Origin of the sequence: Pseudomonas sp. NS1(2017), assembly GCF_002269425.1 — a bacterium.
Taxonomy (GTDB): Bacteria; Pseudomonadota; Gammaproteobacteria; order Pseudomonadales; family Pseudomonadaceae; genus Aquipseudomonas; species Aquipseudomonas reactans.
In genome coordinates, this window is the sequence record NZ_CP022960.1 from 2,816,285 (window position 1) to 2,833,197 (window position 16,913).

The following is a 16,913-nucleotide window of genomic DNA, read 5'->3' on the forward strand; positions in this document are numbered from 1 at the left end:
CAAGGCCCGGTACAATCCGGGCCTTGTTGTTTTCCACGTATAAGAGATCACTATGCCGGCTTCATTCGTTCACCTACGCCTGCACACTGAATACTCCCTGGTCGACGGCCTGGTACGGATCAAACCGCTGGTCAAAACCCTGGTGGGCATGAACATGCCTGCGGTCGCGGTGACCGATCAGAACAACATGTGTTCCCTGGTCAAGTTCTACAAGAACGCCATGGGCGCCGGCATCAAGCCGATCTGCGGCGCCGACCTGTGGCTGTCCAACAAAGATCCGGATAATGCACTTAGCCGCATCAGCCTGTTGGCGATGAACGGCGTGGGTTACCGCAACCTCACTGAACTGATTTCTCGTGGTTTCATCGACGGCCAGCGCAATGGCTCGATCATCATCGAGCGCGAATGGGTCGCCGAGGCGAGCGAAGGCCTGATCATGCTGTCGGCCGCCAAAGAGGGCGAGATCGGTATCGCGCTGCTGGGTGGCAATCCTCAAGAAGCCGAAGTACTCGCCAAGGAGTGGATGCAGGTCTTCCCCGATCGTTTCTACCTGGAAGTCCAGCGCACCAATCGCCCCAACGACGAAGAACACCTGCACGCCGCCGTGGCCTTGGCCGATAAGCTGGGCGCGCCGCTGGTCGCAACCAACGATGTGCGCTTCATCAAGAAGGAAGATTTCGAGGCCCACGAAACCCGCGTGTGCATCGGCGAAGGCCGGGCCCTGGATGACCCGCGCCGCTCGAAGAACTACAGCGAAGAGCAGTACCTTAAAAGCGCCGACGAAATGGCCGAGCTGTTCAGCGACCTGCCCGAGGCCCTGGAAAACTCTGTCGAAATCGCCAAGCGCTGCAACATTGAAGTGAAGCTGGGCAAGCACTTCCTGCCCAACTTTCCGATTCCCGATGGCATGACCATCGACGAGTACTTCCGCAAGGTGTCTTTCGACGGCCTCGAAGAGCGGTTGACTGTCCTGCTGCCCAAGGACACCACCGAAGATTACGATGCCAAGCGCCAGGTCTACGTCGATCGGCTGAATTTCGAGCTGGATATCATCATCCAGATGGGGTTCCCCGGTTACTTCCTGATCGTAATGGACTTTATCCAGTGGGCCAAAAGCAACGGCGTGCCGGTAGGTCCAGGCCGGGGGTCGGGTGCCGGCTCGCTGGTGGCCTATGTGCAGAAGATTACCGACCTCGATCCGCTGGAATATGACCTGCTGTTTGAACGGTTCCTGAACCCGGAACGGGTTTCCATGCCCGACTTCGACGTTGACTTCTGCATGGACGGCCGTGACCGCGTGATCGAATACGTGGCCGAGAAATATGGCCGCAACGCGGTGAGCCAGATCATCACCTTCGGTTCCATGGCGGCGAAAGCTGTAATCCGTGACGTGGCGCGGGTGCAGGGCAAGTCCTACGGCCTGGCGGACCGCTTGTCGAAGATGATCCCGTTCGAAGTCGGCATGACCCTGGAAAAAGCCTACGAGCAGGAAGAAATCCTGCGCGACTTCATCAAGATCGATGAAGAAGCCGCCGAAATCTGGGACATGGCGCGCAAGCTTGAAGGCGTGGTGCGTAACGTCGGTAAGCACGCCGGTGGTGTGGTGATTGCCCCGACGAAGCTCACCGACTTTTCGCCGATCTACTGTGACGAAGAAGGCGACGGCCTGGTAACCCAGTTCGACAAGGACGACGTGGAGGCGGCCGGCCTGGTGAAGTTCGACTTCCTCGGGCTGCGGACCCTGACGATCATCGACTGGGCGCTCAAGACCATCAACCGCGACCGCGCCAAGGTCAACGAAGAACCGCTGGATATCGCGTTTATTCCGCTGGACGACAAACCGACTTACACCTTGCTGCAAAAAGCCGAAACCACGGCGGTGTTCCAGCTTGAGTCGCGGGGTATGAAAGAGCTGATCAAAAAGCTCAAACCCGACTGCCTGGAAGACTTGATCGCACTGGTGGCCCTGTTCCGTCCGGGCCCGCTGCAATCGGGCATGGTGGACGACTTCATCAACCGTAAGCACGGTCGCGCCGAACTGGCGTATCCGCACTCGGACTACCAGTACGAAGGCCTCAAGCCGGTGCTGGCTCCGACCTACGGCATCATCCTGTATCAAGAACAGGTGATGCAGATCGCCCAGGTGATGGCCGGTTACACCCTGGGTGGCGCGGACATGCTGCGTCGCGCCATGGGTAAGAAAAAGCCCGAGGAAATGGCCAAGCAGCGCGGCGGTTTCATCGAAGGTTGCGCCACCAACAATATCGACGCGGACCTGGCGGGTAACATCTTCGACCTGGTGGAAAAGTTCGCCGGTTATGGCTTCAACAAATCCCACTCGGCCGCCTACGGCCTGGTGTCGTACCAGACTGCCTGGCTGAAAGCCCACTACCCGGCGCCGTTCATGGCCGCGGTACTCTCGGCGGATATGCACAACACCGACAAGGTCGTGACCTTGATCGAGGAAGTGCGCACCATGAAGCTGCGCCTTGACGCGCCGGACGTGAACGCCTCTGAGTTCAAGTTCACAGTGAACGACGAAGGCCGCATTATTTATGGCCTGGGCGCGATCAAAGGCGTGGGCGAAAGCCCGGTGGAAGCTATCGTCGAAGCGCGTCAGAGTGGGCCGTTCGCCGACCTGTTCGACTTCTGCGCGCGGGTCGACCTCAAACGCATTAACAAGCGCACCCTCGACGGCCTGATCCGCAGCGGCGCACTTGACCGTCTTGGCCCGTATTTCCATGATGAGCCGAAGGCTTACCAGGCAAATATTGATCGCAATCGTGCGGTGCTGCTCACCGCGATGGAAGAAGCGATCAAGGCCGCCGAACAGACCGCCCGCACCCATGACAGCGGCCACGCCGACCTGTTTGGCGGGTTGTTCGTCGAAGAGGACGCGGACGTCTACGGTAACCACCGCAAGGCCAAGGAGCTGACCCTCAAGGAGCGCCTCAAGGGTGAGAAAGACACCTTGGGCCTGTACCTCACCGGTCACCCGATTGATGAATACGAGGGCGAGATCCGCCGTTTCGCCCGTCAGCGCATCATCGACCTGAAGCCTGCGCGGGATACCCAGACCGTCGCCGGCATGATCATCGCCCTGCGGGTGATGAAGAATAAAAAGGGCGACAAGATGGGGTTCATCACCCTCGACGACCGCTCGGGCCGCATTGAGGCCTCGCTGTTTGCCGACGCATTCCATTCTGCGCAGTCGCTGTTGCAGACCGATGCGATGGTGGTGGTGGAAGGGGAGGTCAGCAACGATGACTTCTCCGGTGGCCTGCGCCTGCGGATCAAACGGGTGATGAGCATGGAGGATGCGCGCACCAATCTGGCCGAAAGCCTGCGCTTGAAGGTGAAAACCGAAGCACTCAAGGGCGATCAGCTACGCTGGTTGGGTGATTTGCTCAAGCGCCACCGTGGCGCGTGCCCGGTGACCATGGAGTACACCGGCAGCGACGCCAAGGCCATGTTGCAGTTTGGCGAGACTTGGCGAATTGATCCGGCTGATGGCTTGATTCAAGCTTTGCGTGACCAGTTCGGGCGAGACAACGTCTTCCTCCAATACCGTTGACGGTCAGGGCACCTGATCTCGACTGAACATTTAATCTCGACCTAAACGCGCCTCTCCCTTAAGGTAGGGCGCGAATAGACAACCGGCTGGCCAGGCACTCCCTGGCCGTCGACCCAAGACGGACGCTTATGAACCCGAATTTTCTTGATTTCGAACAGCCGATCGCTGACCTGCAAGCCAAGATTGAAGAACTGCGCCTGGTCGGCAATGACAATTCGCTGAATATCGGCGATGAGATCGCTCGCCTGCAAGACAAGAGCAGCACGCTCACCGAAGACATCTTCGGCAAGCTGACCAGTTGGCAGATCGCGCGCCTGGCCCGCCACCCGCGCCGTCCGTACACCCTGGACTACATTCAGCACATTTTCACTGAGTTCGACGAGTTGCATGGCGACCGCCACTTCTCCGACGACGCGGCCATCGTGGGCGGTATCGCTCGCCTGGACGACCAGCCGGTGATGGTGATCGGTCACCAGAAAGGCCGTGAAGTGCGCGAGAAAGTCCGTCGCAACTTCGGCATGCCGCGTCCAGAGGGCTACCGCAAGGCGTGCCGCCTGATGGAAATGGCCGAACGCTTCAAGATGCCGATCCTGACCTTCATCGACACGCCGGGCGCCTACCCAGGTATCGACGCTGAAGAGCGCAACCAGAGCGAAGCGATCGCCTGGAACCTGCGCGTCATGGCCCGCCTGAAAACCCCGATCATCGCCACCGTGATTGGTGAAGGGGGGTCCGGCGGCGCATTGGCCATCGGCGTCTGCGACCAACTGAACATGCTGCAATACTCGACCTACGCGGTGATTTCGCCCGAAGGTTGCGCCTCGATCCTGTGGAAAACCGCCGAAAAAGCGCCGGACGCTGCCGAAGCCATGGGCATTACCGCCGATCGCCTCAAAGGCCTGGGTATCGTGGACAAAGTCATCGCCGAGCCGCTGGGCGGCGCCCACCGCGACCCGGCTGCTGCTGCCGCGACGATCCGCGCTGAACTGGGTTCGCAACTGGCGATGCTCAAGAAGCTGGATAACGAAGCGCTGCTGGCCCGTCGTTATGAGCGTTTGATGAGCTACGGCCTCTAAGCACGACGCAACACCCTGTAGGAGCCGGCTTGCCGGCGATGAGGCCAGCAAGGGCATCGCAAGGCCTGAGGCTGCCATCGCCGGCAAGCCGGCTCCTACAGTTTGTGGTTCAGCTCGGACGGTACGGTGCAATGAAACCTTTCAACCCGAATCTGCCTGCCAAGCTGCTGCATGCCCTGGCTCCCTGGCGCGATGCCCCGGCCTGGCACATCGCATTCTCGGGTGGACTTGATTCCACCGTCCTGCTGCATCTCCTGGCCAACCTGGCCAACCTGGCCAAAACCGACACCCTACCGCCCCTCAGTGCTGTCCATGTTCATCATGGCTTGCAAGCTGCCGCCGACGCCTGGCCCGAGCATTGCCAATCGATTTGCGACAGCCTGGGTGTGCCCCTGCGCGTCATGCGCGTGCAGGTCCAGCACGGCGCCAGCCTTGAGCGCGCCGCCCGTGACGCGCGTTACCAGGTGTTTACCAAGGTAACCGGAGCAGAGGAGGTGCTACTGACGGGCCAGCATCGCGACGATCAGGCAGAAACCTTGTTGTTCCGCCTGCTGCGTGGGGCGGGTGTGCGCGGGCTGGCGGCAATGCCAATGCAGCGCCCGCTGGCGGCTGGCTATCTTGTACGGCCCTTGTTGGATGTCTCGCGTGCAGAGCTGGAAGCCTATGCCGAGGCGCATCAGCTCACATGGATTGAAGATCCTTCGAACGAGGACTCGCGGTTCTCCCGTAATTACTTGCGCCACCGCGTGCTTCCAGTACTGGCGGAGCGCTGGCCCCAGGCTAGCTCAAGCCTCGCTCGGGCCGCCGAGCACTTGAGTGAGGCTCAGGCCCTGCTGGATGAACTGGCGCAGATGGACCTGCGAGCCGCCAATCAATCTTCGCCGTTTCCCTGGCTGCATTTGCCGTCCTTGGCCCTTGCTCCTTTGCGCGAGCTTTCCTGTGCCCGCCAACGCAACGCCCTACGTCACTGGCTAACCCCTCTGACCCGTTTACCCGACAGCGACCACTGGGCCAGTTGGCATGCTCTACGGGATGCCAAGGGCGATGCACAGCCCCTGTGGCGCCTGGCGGGCGGTGATCTGCACCGCAGCGGTGAGCGTATCTGGTGGCTGCCCTCCACTTGGTCGGAATTTTCCGACGCGTCGGTGAGCTGGCCTGATCCGCAAAACCCACTAGAGTTACCCGGCAATGGTCAGGTGAAACTGACGGGCAGGGTGCCTGGAGGTCCATTGACGATCCGCTACCGTCAGGGCGGCGAAATCCTCGCAGTGCCAGGCCGCGGTCGGCGCGACTTGAAGCGCCTGCTTAACGAAAGTGGCCTGCCGGGCTGCGTCCGTGGCAGATTGCCGCTGCTGTACCAGGGCGAGCAATTGCTGGGTGCGCCCAGCCTTGCGGGACTCTGGCCGGCACCGAGTGATGACTGGCAATTACATTGGATGCCACAGACCTGCGATCAAGGTTTGAGCTGATAGAGCCTTTCCGGTAGACTACGCTCCCTTCTTGATACAACTTCTGTGGATTCTCCTGAATTGCAGCAGTTGCCGATTACCAAGCAGTCTTTGCTGGGCGATTCCAAAAAATGTGTAGCGATCAACGTACCGGTGTTTCATTGCTGGTCTGTCACCACGCGGCGGTTTTTTTGAAAGGTGCACTGTGATTAATGCAGGTGATCGGGGGCTTCGGCCTTCCTTCGCTTTCCCCGGCGGCTCGGACCGCTTTAACGCAGACTTCTAGGGTTTTTCATGACGCGCTACATATTCGTCACGGGCGGTGTTGTTTCTTCATTGGGGAAAGGCATCGCATCGGCTTCATTGGCGGCCATCCTGGAGGCGCGGGGACTTAAGGTCACCATGCTCAAGCTGGACCCGTACATCAACGTTGACCCGGGCACCATGAGCCCGTTCCAGCACGGTGAAGTGTTCGTCACCCACGACGGCGCCGAGACCGATCTGGACCTGGGCCACTATGAGCGGTTCATCCGCACGACCATGACCCAGAACAACAACTTCACCACCGGCCGTGTCTACGAGCACGTGCTGCGCAAGGAGCGTCGTGGTGACTACCTGGGTGCAACCATCCAGGTGATCCCGCACATCACCGACGAAATCAAGCGCCGCATCATCAAGGGTGCAGGCGATGCCGACGTGGCCATGGTCGAGATCGGTGGCACCGTAGGTGACATCGAGTCGCAACCGTTCCTCGAAGCCATCCGCCAGCTGCGTTTCGAAGTCGGCGCCAAGCGCGCGATGCTGATGCACCTGACCCTGGTGCCGTACATCGCCACCGCCGGCGAAACCAAAACCAAGCCAACCCAGCACTCGGTCAAGGAACTGCGTTCCATCGGCCTGCAGCCGGACGTGCTGGTGTGCCGCTCCGATCACCCGATCGACATTTCCTCGCGTCGCAAGATCGCGCAATTCACCAACGTTGAAGAACGTGCGGTGATCGCGCTGGAAGACGCTGACACCATCTACAAGATCCCGGGCATCCTGCACTCGCAAGGCCTGGACGATTTTGTGGTCGAGCGTTTCGGCCTGCAATGCAACGGCGCGGACCTGTCCGAGTGGGAAGCCGTGGTCGACGCCAAGCTCAACCCTGAGCACGAAGTCACCATCGCCATGGTCGGCAAGTACATGGAACTGCTGGACGCGTACAAGTCGCTGATCGAAGCGATGAGCCATGCCGGTATCAGCAACCGTACCAAGGTCAACCTGCGCTACATCGACTCCGAAGACATCGAGAACCAAGGCACTGCCTTGCTCGAAGGTGTGGACGCGATCCTCGTTCCCGGCGGTTTCGGCCTGCGTGGCGTGGAAGGCAAGATCACCGCTGTTCAATATGCTCGCGAGAACAAGGTTCCGTACCTGGGTATCTGCCTGGGCATGCAAGTGGCCGTCATCGAGTTCGCCCGTAACGTGCTGGGCTGGAAAGACGCCAACTCCACCGAGTTCGACAGCAAGAGCGGCCACCCGGTCGTGGGCCTGATCACCGAGTGGGAAGATGCCACCGGCGCGGTCGAGACTCGTACCGAAGCCTCCGACCTGGGCGGCACCATGCGCCTTGGCGCGCAAGACTGCCTGCTGGAGCCGGGCTCGCTGGTTCACGATTGCTACGGCAAGGACGTGATCGTCGAGCGTCACCGTCACCGCTACGAAGTGAACAACAACCTGCTGCCGCAGATCAAAGAAGCCGGCCTGAAAATCTCCGGCCGCTCCGGTGATGGCGCGCTGGTTGAAGTGGTTGAAGCACCGGATCATCCATGGTTCGTCGCTTGCCAGTTCCACCCTGAGTTCACCTCGACGCCGCGCGACGGTCACCCGTTGTTCAGCGGCTTCGTCAAAGCTGCACTGACGCAACATCAGAAGAAGGCGTAACCCTGATGGCCCAGAAGATCATTCGTGTCGGCGACATCGAGATTGCCAACGACAAGCCCATGGTGCTGTTCGGCGGCATGAACGTGCTGGAAAGCCGCGACATGGCGATGCAGGTCTGTGAAGAGTACGTCAAGGTTACCGAGAAGCTTGGTATCCCTTACGTGTTCAAGGCCAGCTTCGACAAGGCCAACCGTTCGTCCGTGACCTCCTATCGCGGCCCGGGCCTTGAAGAAGGCATGCGGATCTTCCAGGACATCAAGCAAGCCTTTGGCGTGCCGATCATCACCGACGTCCACGAGCCTGAACAGGCTGCCGTGGTCGCCGAGGTGTGCGACATCATCCAGTTGCCGGCCTTCCTGTCGCGCCAGACCGATCTGGTCGTCGCGATGGCCAAGACTGGCGCTGTGATCAATATCAAGAAAGCCCAGTTCCTCGCGCCCCAGGAGATGAAACACATCCTGAACAAGTGCGTGGAAGCGGGTAACGACCAGTTGATCCTCTGCGAACGCGGTTCTAGCTTCGGCTACAACAACCTCGTGGTGGACATGCTCGGTTTCGGCATCATGAAACAGTTCGAGTACCCGGTGTTCTTCGACGTGACCCACGCGCTGCAAATGCCCGGTGGTCGCGCCGATTCCGCGGGCGGGCGCCGTGCCCAGGTGCTGGACCTGGCCAAGGCTGGCATCAGCCAGTCCCTGGCGGGCCTGTTCCTGGAAGCCCACCCGGACCCGGATAACGCCAAGTGCGACGGCCCATGCGCCCTGCGTCTGGACAAGCTGGAGCCATTCCTGGCCCAGCTCAAGCAGTTGGACGAACTGGTCAAGAGTTTTCCGACGGTAGAGACCGCGTAAGCTTCGTTTCTCCGGTAGAATTTCCCACGCTTTACGCTCAGGCCTGCGGGCCTGAGCCTTGTCGTCTGCAAGCCTGCCTCGTTGTTCCACCCTTGCGGTCGGTCAAAAGATTTCCTTCAGCTGCGTCGTTTTCGTCAACTTTGGAGTGTTTACAACAATGGCAAAAATCGTCGACATCAAAGGTCGTGAAGTTCTCGACTCCCGTGGCAACCCCACCGTCGAAGCCGACGTGCTTCTCGATAACGGCATCATCGGCAGCGCCTGCGCGCCGTCCGGTGCTTCTACCGGTTCGCGCGAAGCGCTGGAACTGCGTGATGGCGACAAGAGCCGTTACCTGGGCAAGGGTGTACTCAAGGCTGTAGCCAACATCAACGGCCCGATCCGTGACCTGTTGTTGGGCAAGGACCCGCTGGACCAGAAAGCCCTGGACCACGCGATGATCAAGCTCGACGGCACCGAAAACAAAGGCAGCCTGGGCGCCAACGCCATCCTCGCCGTGTCCCTGGCTGCGGCCAAGGCTGCTGCCCAGGATCAGGACCTGCCGCTGTACGCGCACATTGCCAACCTGAACGGCACGCCGGGTGTTTACTCCATGCCGGTGCCGATGATGAACATCATCAACGGTGGCGAGCACGCCGATAACAACGTCGACATTCAGGAATTCATGGTGCAGCCGGTTGGCGCCAAGTCCTTCTCCGAAGGTCTGCGCATGGGCACCGAGATTTTCCATCACCTCAAAGCTGTGCTGAAGGCCCGTGGCCTGAGCACTGCCGTAGGTGACGAAGGTGGTTTTGCACCGAACCTGGCGTCCAACGAAGATGCACTGAAAGTGATCTCCGAAGCCGTGGCCAACGCTGGCTACAAGCTCGGCACCGACGTGACCCTGGCCTTGGACTGTGCGGCCAGCGAGTTCTTTGAGGACGGTAAGTACAACCTGTCCGGCGAAGGCCAGGTGTTCAACTCCGAAGGTTTCGCTGACTACCTGAAAGGCCTGACCCAGCGCTACCCGATCATCTCGATCGAAGACGGCCTGGACGAGTCCGACTGGGACGGTTGGAAAATCCTCACCGACAAGATCGGCGAGAAAATCCAGCTGGTGGGCGACGACTTGTTCGTGACCAACACCAAGATCCTGAAAGAAGGCATCGATAAAAAGATCGCCAACTCGATCCTGATCAAGTTCAACCAGATCGGCACCCTGACCGAAACCCTGGAAGCCATCCAGATGGCCAAGGCTGCGGGCTACACCGCCGTGATCTCCCACCGCTCCGGCGAAACCGAAGACTCGACCATTGCCGACCTGGCCGTGGGCACCTCGGCGGGCCAGATCAAGACCGGTTCCCTGTGCCGTTCCGACCGCGTTTCCAAGTACAACCAATTGCTGCGTATCGAAGAGCAACTGGCGGGCAAGGCCAAGTACAACGGTCGCGGCGAGTTTCGCGGCTGATCGCACTTGTTGGTAAGGCATGGTAAAAAGTCAGCGGATTGCGTCGGAAAACTCACGACAGTGTGGATTTCGACGCTAATCTGATGGCTATCAAGCACGAGCCTGGTTCTTCCAGGCTTCGTGCTATCAGTTGCTTCAAAAGTTTTGCATGGCTGTCTTTTTTCACTGGATACCCGATATTCGATGCGCAGTCCCAATTGGTTGTTCCTCGTCTTGCTCTTGTTGCTGGCTGGCCTGCAGTACCGCCTATGGGTGGGTAATGGCAGCTTTGCGCAGGTAAAAGACCTGACCGAGCAAATTGCTGCACAGCACGCCGAAAACGAGATCCTGCTGGAGCGTAACCGCGTCCTCGATGCCGAAGTGCTTGAGCTGAAAAAAGGTACGGAGACCGTGGAAGAGCGGGCTCGTCATGAACTGGGCATGGTCAAGGAGGGCGAAACCCTCTACCAGTTGGCCCAATGAACCACCGTTTACCGGCCTTCTGGGCCGTGATTCCTGCCGCGGGCGTCGGTGCCCGTATGGCCGCGGACCGTCCCAAGCAATACTTGCAACTGGGCGGGCGCACTATTCTCGAACACAGCCTTGGCTGTTTTCTCGACCATCCAACGCTCAAGGGCTTGGTGGTCAGTCTTGCTTCTGATGATCCTTATTGGCCCACGCTGGCGTGTGCTGCCGACCCGCGCATTCAATGTGCGGACGGCGGCTCGGAGCGTTCGGGCTCGGTACTTAACGCGCTGTTGCACCTGAATGCCTTGGGTGCGAGCGATGATGACTGGGTATTGGTGCACGATGCGGCACGGCCCAATCTGAGCCGTGATGATCTCGACAAACTGCTGCTTGAACTGGCAGATGATCCGGTCGGCGGCCTGCTGGCCGTACCGGCCCGCGACACCCTCAAGCGTGTCGACAAGCAGGGCCGTGTGGTCGAGACCGTCGACCGCAGCCTGATCTGGCAGGCCTACACGCCGCAGATGTTCCGCCTCGGAGCCTTGCATCGCGCGTTGGCCGACAGCCTGGTGGCGGATGCCGTCATCACTGACGAAGCCTCGGCCATGGAATGGTCCGGCCAGGCGCCGCGCCTGATCGAAGGGCGCTCGGACAATATCAAGGTGACCCGGCCGGAAGATCTGGAGTGGTTGCGCTTGCGGTGGGCGAATCGATCTCTGTAGGAGCGAGCTTGCTCGCGAAAAACTTCAACGATAACGCGGTTCGTCTGGGTTAACGCGGCGCTCTCAGGTTTTTCGCGAGCAAGCTCGCTCCTACAGTGCGTTGTACTCTGGCCGCTCGGCCAACCCCTCCTTCAAAAAGTCCACCAACTTCCTCACCTTCGGCGACAAATGCCGCTGCTGCGGATACAGCGCCCACACCGCCGTGTTCGGTGGCTGATGCGCCTCCAGCAACGACACCAACGCGCCACTGTGCAGGTGCTCCAGCACGTAATAGTCCGGCAACTGGCACAACCCCACACCTTGCAACGCTGCGTCCAGCACCGCTTGCCCACTGTTGCAGCGCCAGTTTCCCTGCACCCGCTGAGAAAATTCCCGCCCGTCCTGAGCCAACTGCCAGATGTCAGAGCTGCCGATCAAGCAGTTGTGCCGACTCAACTCCGACAAGCTATGCGGCCGACCATACCGCGCCAAGTAGGACGGCGACGCGCACAAGTACATGCGCCTCGGTGCCAGTCGGCTGGCGACCATGCGCGAATCCTGCAATCGCCCCAGGCGGATCGCCAGGTCGAGGCCTTCGTGCACCAGGTCCAACTGGCGGTTGCTCAGCTCAATATCCACGCGCAACTGCGGATAGAGCGCCATGAAGCGGGTGACCAGCGGCACGATAAAGCGCTCGCCGTACGCCACCGCGCAGGTCATGCGCAACATGCCCTTGGGTTCACTGGTGAGGTCGCCCACCGCGCGCAAGGCTTCTTCGCGACCGTCCTGCAGGCGTTGGCAATGTTGCAGGAACGTCTGGCCCGCTTCGGTCAGGGTTACCTTGCGTGTACTGCGGTACAGCAGTCGCGTTTGCAGGCGTTCTTCCAGGCGCGCCACTTGGCGGCTGATGTGGGACGACGACACGCCCAGGCGTTCCGCCGCTGCCGTGAACTGACTGCATTCGGCGACCGCGACAAACTCGTCGATGCCTTCCCAGCGGTTTTCCTGCATGTCGATTATCCCTGTACAGCAATAAAGTTTTGCTTTTGGCTGGATTATTAATCAGCCAGCCATGTTTTACACTCTGCGCCTCAGTTTTTAACTCCATGGAGAAACCCGGATGATCAAGTCCCGCGCCGCCGTAGCCTTCGAAGCCAAGAAGCCTCTTGAAATCGTTGAAGTGGATGTCGCCATGCCCAAGGCCGGCGAAGTGCTGTTGCGCGTGGTCGCCTCCGGTGTATGCCATACCGACGCCTACACCCTGTCGGGCGCGGACCCCGAAGGCATCTTCCCATCGATCCTCGGTCACGAAGGTGGCGCCGTGGTCGAAGCGATCGGCGAAGGTGTTACATCGGTAGCAGTGGGTGACCATGTAATCCCGCTCTACACCCCGGAGTGCGGCAAGTGCAAATTCTGCCTCTCGGGCAAGACCAACCTGTGCCAGGCCATCCGTTCCACCCAGGGCAAAGGCCTGATGCCGGACGGCACCACGCGCTTTTCCTACAAAGGCCAGCCGATTTTCCACTACATGGGCACCTCGACGTTCTCCGAGTACACCGTGCTGCCGGAAATTTCCGTAGCCAAGATTCCTAAAGAAGCCCCGCTGGAAAAAGTCTGCCTGCTGGGCTGTGGCGTCACCACCGGCATCGGCGCGGTGATCAATACTGCCAAGGTCAAGCCGGGCGACACCGTGGCCATTTTCGGCCTAGGCGGTATCGGCCTGTCGGCGGTGATCGGTGCGGTCAAGGCCAAGGCCGGGCGTATCATTGCCATCGATATCAATCCGGCCAAGTTCGAAATCGCCAAGCAACTGGGCGCCACCGACTGTATCAATCCGAAAGATTACGATCGCCCGATCCAGGACGTGATCGTCGACCTCACCGATGGCGGCGTGGACTTCTCCTTCGAATGCATCGGCAACGTGCAACTGATGCGCGCCGCCCTTGAGTGCTGCCACAAAGGTTGGGGCGAGTCGGTGATCATCGGCGTTGCCGGTGCCGGCCAGGAAATCGCCACCCGTCCGTTCCAGTTGGTGACCGGTCGCGTCTGGCGCGGTTCGGCTTTCGGCGGTGTGCGCGGCCGCAGCGAATTGCCAAGCTACGTGGAAATGGCCCAGACCGGCGAAATCCCGCTGGATACCTTCATCACCCACACCATGGGCCTGGAAGACATCAACAAAGCGTTTGACCTGATGCATGAAGGCAAGAGCATTCGTACCGTCATCCACTTCTGAGGTCGACCATGAGTCTGGAAAACCTGTCGTGCCAGAAAAGCTTCGGCGGCTGGCATAAACGCTACAAGCATCATTCCGATGTGCTCGGTTGCGACATGACCTTCGCCGTCTACCTGCCGCCGCAAGCGGAAGAGGGCGGCAAGTTGCCGGTGCTGTACTGGCTGTCCGGCCTGACCTGCACCGACGAGAACTTCATGCAGAAGGCTGGCGCCCAGCGCATGGCTGCCGAGCTGGGCTTGATCATCGTCGCGCCGGACACCAGCCCGCGTGGGCCGGGTGTACCCGGCGATCCGGATAACGCCTGGGATTTTGGCCTGGGCGCCGGCTTCTACCTGAATGCCACGCAAGAACCTTGGGCCAAGCACTATCGGATGCATGACTACGTGGTGCAGGAATTGCCGGCATTGGTTGAAGCGCATTTCCCGGCTTCGGACAAACGCGGCATCAGCGGCCACTCCATGGGCGGCCACGGGGCGCTGGTGTGTGCCTTGCGCAATCCTGGGCGATACCTGTCGGTGTCGGCGTTTTCGCCGATCAACAATCCTATGGATTGCCCGTGGGGCCAGAAGGCCTTCTCGCGTTATTTGGGGGAAGAGCGCTCGAAATGGCGCGAATGGGACGCCTGCGTGCTGATCAGCGAAGCTTCGGAAAAGCTGCCGCTGCTGGTGGACCAGGGCGATCGCGACGATTTCCTCGCTGTGCAACTCAAGCCTGAAGCCCTGCAGCAAGCGGCCAAGGCGGCCAACCATCCGCTGGAACTGCGCCTGCAACCCGGCTACGACCACAGCTACTTCTTTATCGCCAGCTTCATCGAAGACCATTTGCGACACCATGGCCGTGCTTTGCTCGGTTAATGTGAGGCAAAAGTAGGTAGAATCACGCCCTGAATTAAATCGGGGCGTTTTTTTATGCGTATTGGCCACGGCTACGATGTGCACCGTTTCGCTGAAGGCGATTTCATCACCCTGGGCGGCGTGCGCATTGCACACCACCATGGGTTGCTGGCTCATTCCGACGGCGACGTTGTATTGCATGCCTTGAGCGATGCCTTGCTTGGCGCGGCGGCGTTGGGCGATATCGGCAAGCACTTTCCGGACACCGACCCGACCTTCAAGGGCGCGGACAGCCGTGTACTGCTGCGCCATGTGGTTGGCCTGATCCATGCCAAAGGCTGGAAGGTCGGCAACGTCGACAACACCATCGTGGCCCAGGCGCCGAAGATGGCCCCCCATATCGAGTCGATGCGCGCGCTGATTGCCGCCGACCTGCAAATTGAACTGGATCAAGTGAACGTGAAAGCCACCACCACCGAAAAGCTCGGCTTCACCGGTCGGGAAGAGGGCATTGCGGTGCACTCCGTCGCCTTGTTGCTGCGCGCATGAATGACGTGCAACTGTTGGGGCCGCGGGCCTATGGCGAGGCCTTGGGCAGCGCGGTACTGAAAGCGACGGCTGAAGATTTCCAGGTCGACGAAGTGCTGGATATCCCGCTGACCGGCGAAGGTGAACACCTGTGGCTGTGGGTGGAAAAACGCGGGCTCAACACCGAAGAAGCGGCGCGGCGAATTGCCAAGGCGGCGGGCGTGCCGTTGCGCACCGTCAGCTATGCCGGGCTCAAGGATCGCCAGGCGTTGACGCGACAATGGTTCAGCGTGCAACTGCCCGGCAAGGCCGACCCGGACATGAGCGCAGCCGAAAACGACACCCTCAGGATCCTCAAGACCGCCCGCCACAAGCGCAAGCTGCAACGCGGTGCCCACTCAGCCAATGGTTTCACCTTGCGGCTGACCCAGTTGGCCGGTGACACCGCCGCCATCGACGCGCGGTTGCAACTGATTGCACAACACGGCATCCCCAACTATTTCGGCGCGCAGCGTTTTGGCCACAACGGCGGCAACGTGGTCGACGCCCGTGGGTGGGCCGCGCGCAAGGCCTTGCCGGAACAGCGCAACGTGCGATCGCGGTTGCTGTCCACGGCGCGCAGCTTCCTGTTCAACAAAGTGTTGGCGGCGCGTGTGGCCGACGGTTCATGGCAGCGCGCCCAGGTCGGCGACTTGCTGGCCTTTACCGACAGCCGCAGTTTTTTCCCGGCGGGGGAGGCTGAATGCAGCGACCCACGCTTGGCGATCCTGGACCTGCACCCGACCGGACCACAGTGGGGCGAAGGTGATTCGCCTGCCACGGGGGCAACTTTTGAGCTTGAACAAGCCGTCGCCGCCAGTGAAGCCGACCTGCGTGATTGGCTGGTGAATGCCGGCATGAGCCAGGAACGTCGCATTCTGCGACTGCCCATTGGCGGTTTGACGTGGCATTATCCCTCGCTGGACATTCTGCAATTGGAATTCGTCCTGCCGGCCGGATGCTTCGCCACTGTCTTGGTGCGCGAGCTTGTTGATCTGGTGCCGGTGGGGCAGACGGACAACCCATGCGTATTCTGATATCAAACGATGACGGTGCCACCGCACCCGGTCTTGCCGCGCTCTATGCTGCGCTGGAAGATTACGCCGAGTGCGTGGTGGTCGCCCCCGACCAGGACAAGAGCGGCGCCAGCAGTTCGCTGACGCTCGACCGTCCGCTGCACCCGCACGTCCTGGCCAATGGCTTTATCAGTGTGAACGGCACCCCTACCGACTGCGTCCATTTGGCGATCAACAGCCTGCTGGATCAGGAGCCGGACCTGGTGGTATCGGGTATCAACCTCGGTGCCAACCTGGGCGATGACGTGCTGTATTCCGGCACGGTGGCGGCGGCGCTCGAAGGCCGCTTCCTGGGGCGTACGGCGTTCGCCTTTTCGTTTGCTTCGCGCCAACTGGATAACTTGCCGACTGCTGCGTATTTCGCGCGCAAGCTGGTCGAGGCCCATGGTTCCCTGAGCCTGCCACCGCGCACGGTGCTCAACGTCAATATTCCCAACTTGCCCCTCGACCATATTCGCGGCATCCAGCTGACGCGCCTGGGCCATCGTGCCCGCGCGGCGGCGCCGTTGAAGGTGGTCGACCCGCGTGGCAAGGAAGGCTATTGGATTGCGGCAGCGGGTGATGCGGAAGATGGCGGTGAAGGCACGGACTTTCATGCCGTGATGCAAGGCTATGTGTCGATTACCCCGTTGCAATTTGATCGCACCTTCAGTGATGCCTTCAGTGGTCTCGATGGCTGGCTGGAGGGGCTGCGCTGATGGGCCGTGAACAAGACGACTTGCTGCGCCGGGGCA

The 16,913-nt window shown here is 60.5% G+C and carries 14 protein-coding genes; 13 read left to right on the top strand and 1 reads right to left on the bottom strand.

All coding sequences use genetic code 11. From position 1 onward, the window contains the following. The first annotated feature begins 52 nt into the window (after positions 1–52). From dnaE to ispD, 8 genes are all read left to right on the top strand, one after another. Complete coding sequence (gene dnaE / locus CI807_RS13300; protein WP_095014965.1) at positions 53–3,574, top strand: DNA polymerase III subunit alpha; 3,522 nt, start codon at positions 53–55, stop codon at positions 3,572–3,574. 128 nt (positions 3,575–3,702) lie between these two features. Continuing rightward, positions 3,703–4,650 (top strand): acetyl-CoA carboxylase carboxyltransferase subunit alpha, encoded by a 948-nt coding sequence (locus CI807_RS13305; protein ID WP_016976871.1) that lies wholly within the window; start codon positions 3,703–3,705, stop codon positions 4,648–4,650. A 131-nt stretch (positions 4,651–4,781) separates the two neighbouring features. After that, the gene (gene tilS / locus CI807_RS13310) at positions 4,782–6,119 is read left to right on the top strand and encodes a tRNA lysidine(34) synthetase TilS (RefSeq protein WP_095014966.1); all 1,338 of its coding nucleotides are present in this window, start codon (positions 4,782–4,784) and stop codon (positions 6,117–6,119) included. A gap of 273 nt (positions 6,120–6,392) precedes the next feature. Then, positions 6,393–8,024, top strand: a complete 1,632-nt coding sequence (locus CI807_RS13315; protein WP_010212443.1) for a CTP synthase — start codon at positions 6,393–6,395, stop codon at positions 8,022–8,024. Positions 8,025–8,029: 5 nt separating this feature from the next. Continuing rightward, positions 8,030–8,875 (top strand): 3-deoxy-8-phosphooctulonate synthase, encoded by an 846-nt coding sequence (gene kdsA, locus CI807_RS13320; RefSeq protein ID WP_010212442.1) that lies wholly within the window; start codon positions 8,030–8,032, stop codon positions 8,873–8,875. A 157-nt stretch (positions 8,876–9,032) separates the two neighbouring features. Beyond that, positions 9,033–10,322 (top strand): phosphopyruvate hydratase, encoded by a 1,290-nt coding sequence (eno, locus tag CI807_RS13325; RefSeq protein WP_095014967.1) that lies wholly within the window; start codon positions 9,033–9,035, stop codon positions 10,320–10,322. Between the two features lie 183 nt (positions 10,323–10,505). Then, positions 10,506–10,784 carry a cell division protein FtsB gene (gene ftsB / locus CI807_RS13330; RefSeq protein WP_003231201.1) on the top strand — a complete coding sequence of 93 codons (279 nt, stop codon included), beginning with the start codon at positions 10,506–10,508 and terminating at the stop codon, positions 10,782–10,784. After that, the gene (gene ispD, locus CI807_RS13335) at positions 10,781–11,491 is read left to right on the top strand and encodes a 2-C-methyl-D-erythritol 4-phosphate cytidylyltransferase (protein ID WP_095014968.1); all 711 of its coding nucleotides are present in this window, start codon (positions 10,781–10,783) and stop codon (positions 11,489–11,491) included. The genes ftsB and ispD overlap by 4 nt, the downstream gene beginning before the upstream one ends. 90 nt (positions 11,492–11,581) lie before the next feature. On the opposite strand, the gene CI807_RS13340 is transcribed toward ispD, so the two are convergent. Then, the gene (locus tag CI807_RS13340) at positions 11,582–12,481 is read right to left on the bottom strand and encodes a LysR substrate-binding domain-containing protein (protein WP_095014969.1); all 900 of its coding nucleotides are present in this window, start codon (positions 12,479–12,481) and stop codon (positions 11,582–11,584) included. A 109-nt stretch (positions 12,482–12,590) separates the two neighbouring features. Here CI807_RS13340 and CI807_RS13345 point away from each other — a divergent pair, with 109 nt between their 5' ends. Genes CI807_RS13345 through surE form a run of 5 tightly spaced genes read left to right on the top strand, consistent with a single transcriptional unit; the run spans position 12,591 to position 16,877 of the window. After that, complete coding sequence (locus tag CI807_RS13345) at positions 12,591–13,703, top strand: S-(hydroxymethyl)glutathione dehydrogenase/class III alcohol dehydrogenase (RefSeq protein WP_010212435.1); 1,113 nt, start codon at positions 12,591–12,593, stop codon at positions 13,701–13,703. Between the two features lie 8 nt (positions 13,704–13,711). Continuing rightward, the gene (fghA, locus tag CI807_RS13350; RefSeq protein ID WP_028619215.1) at positions 13,712–14,557 is read left to right on the top strand and encodes an S-formylglutathione hydrolase; all 846 of its coding nucleotides are present in this window, start codon (positions 13,712–13,714) and stop codon (positions 14,555–14,557) included. Between the two features lie 54 nt (positions 14,558–14,611). Continuing rightward, positions 14,612–15,085, top strand: coding sequence for a 2-C-methyl-D-erythritol 2,4-cyclodiphosphate synthase (gene ispF, locus CI807_RS13355; protein ID WP_012722614.1), 474 nt, complete (start codon positions 14,612–14,614; stop codon positions 15,083–15,085). Beyond that, positions 15,082–16,140 carry a tRNA pseudouridine(13) synthase TruD gene (truD, locus tag CI807_RS13360; protein WP_095014970.1) on the top strand — a complete coding sequence of 353 codons (1,059 nt, stop codon included), beginning with the start codon at positions 15,082–15,084 and terminating at the stop codon, positions 16,138–16,140. Before ispF ends, truD begins: the two co-directional genes overlap by 4 nt. After that, positions 16,128–16,877 (top strand): 5'/3'-nucleotidase SurE, encoded by a 750-nt coding sequence (surE, locus tag CI807_RS13365; RefSeq protein WP_016976879.1) that lies wholly within the window; start codon positions 16,128–16,130, stop codon positions 16,875–16,877. Before truD ends, surE begins: the two co-directional genes overlap by 13 nt. The last annotated feature ends 36 nt before the right edge of the window (positions 16,878–16,913 follow it).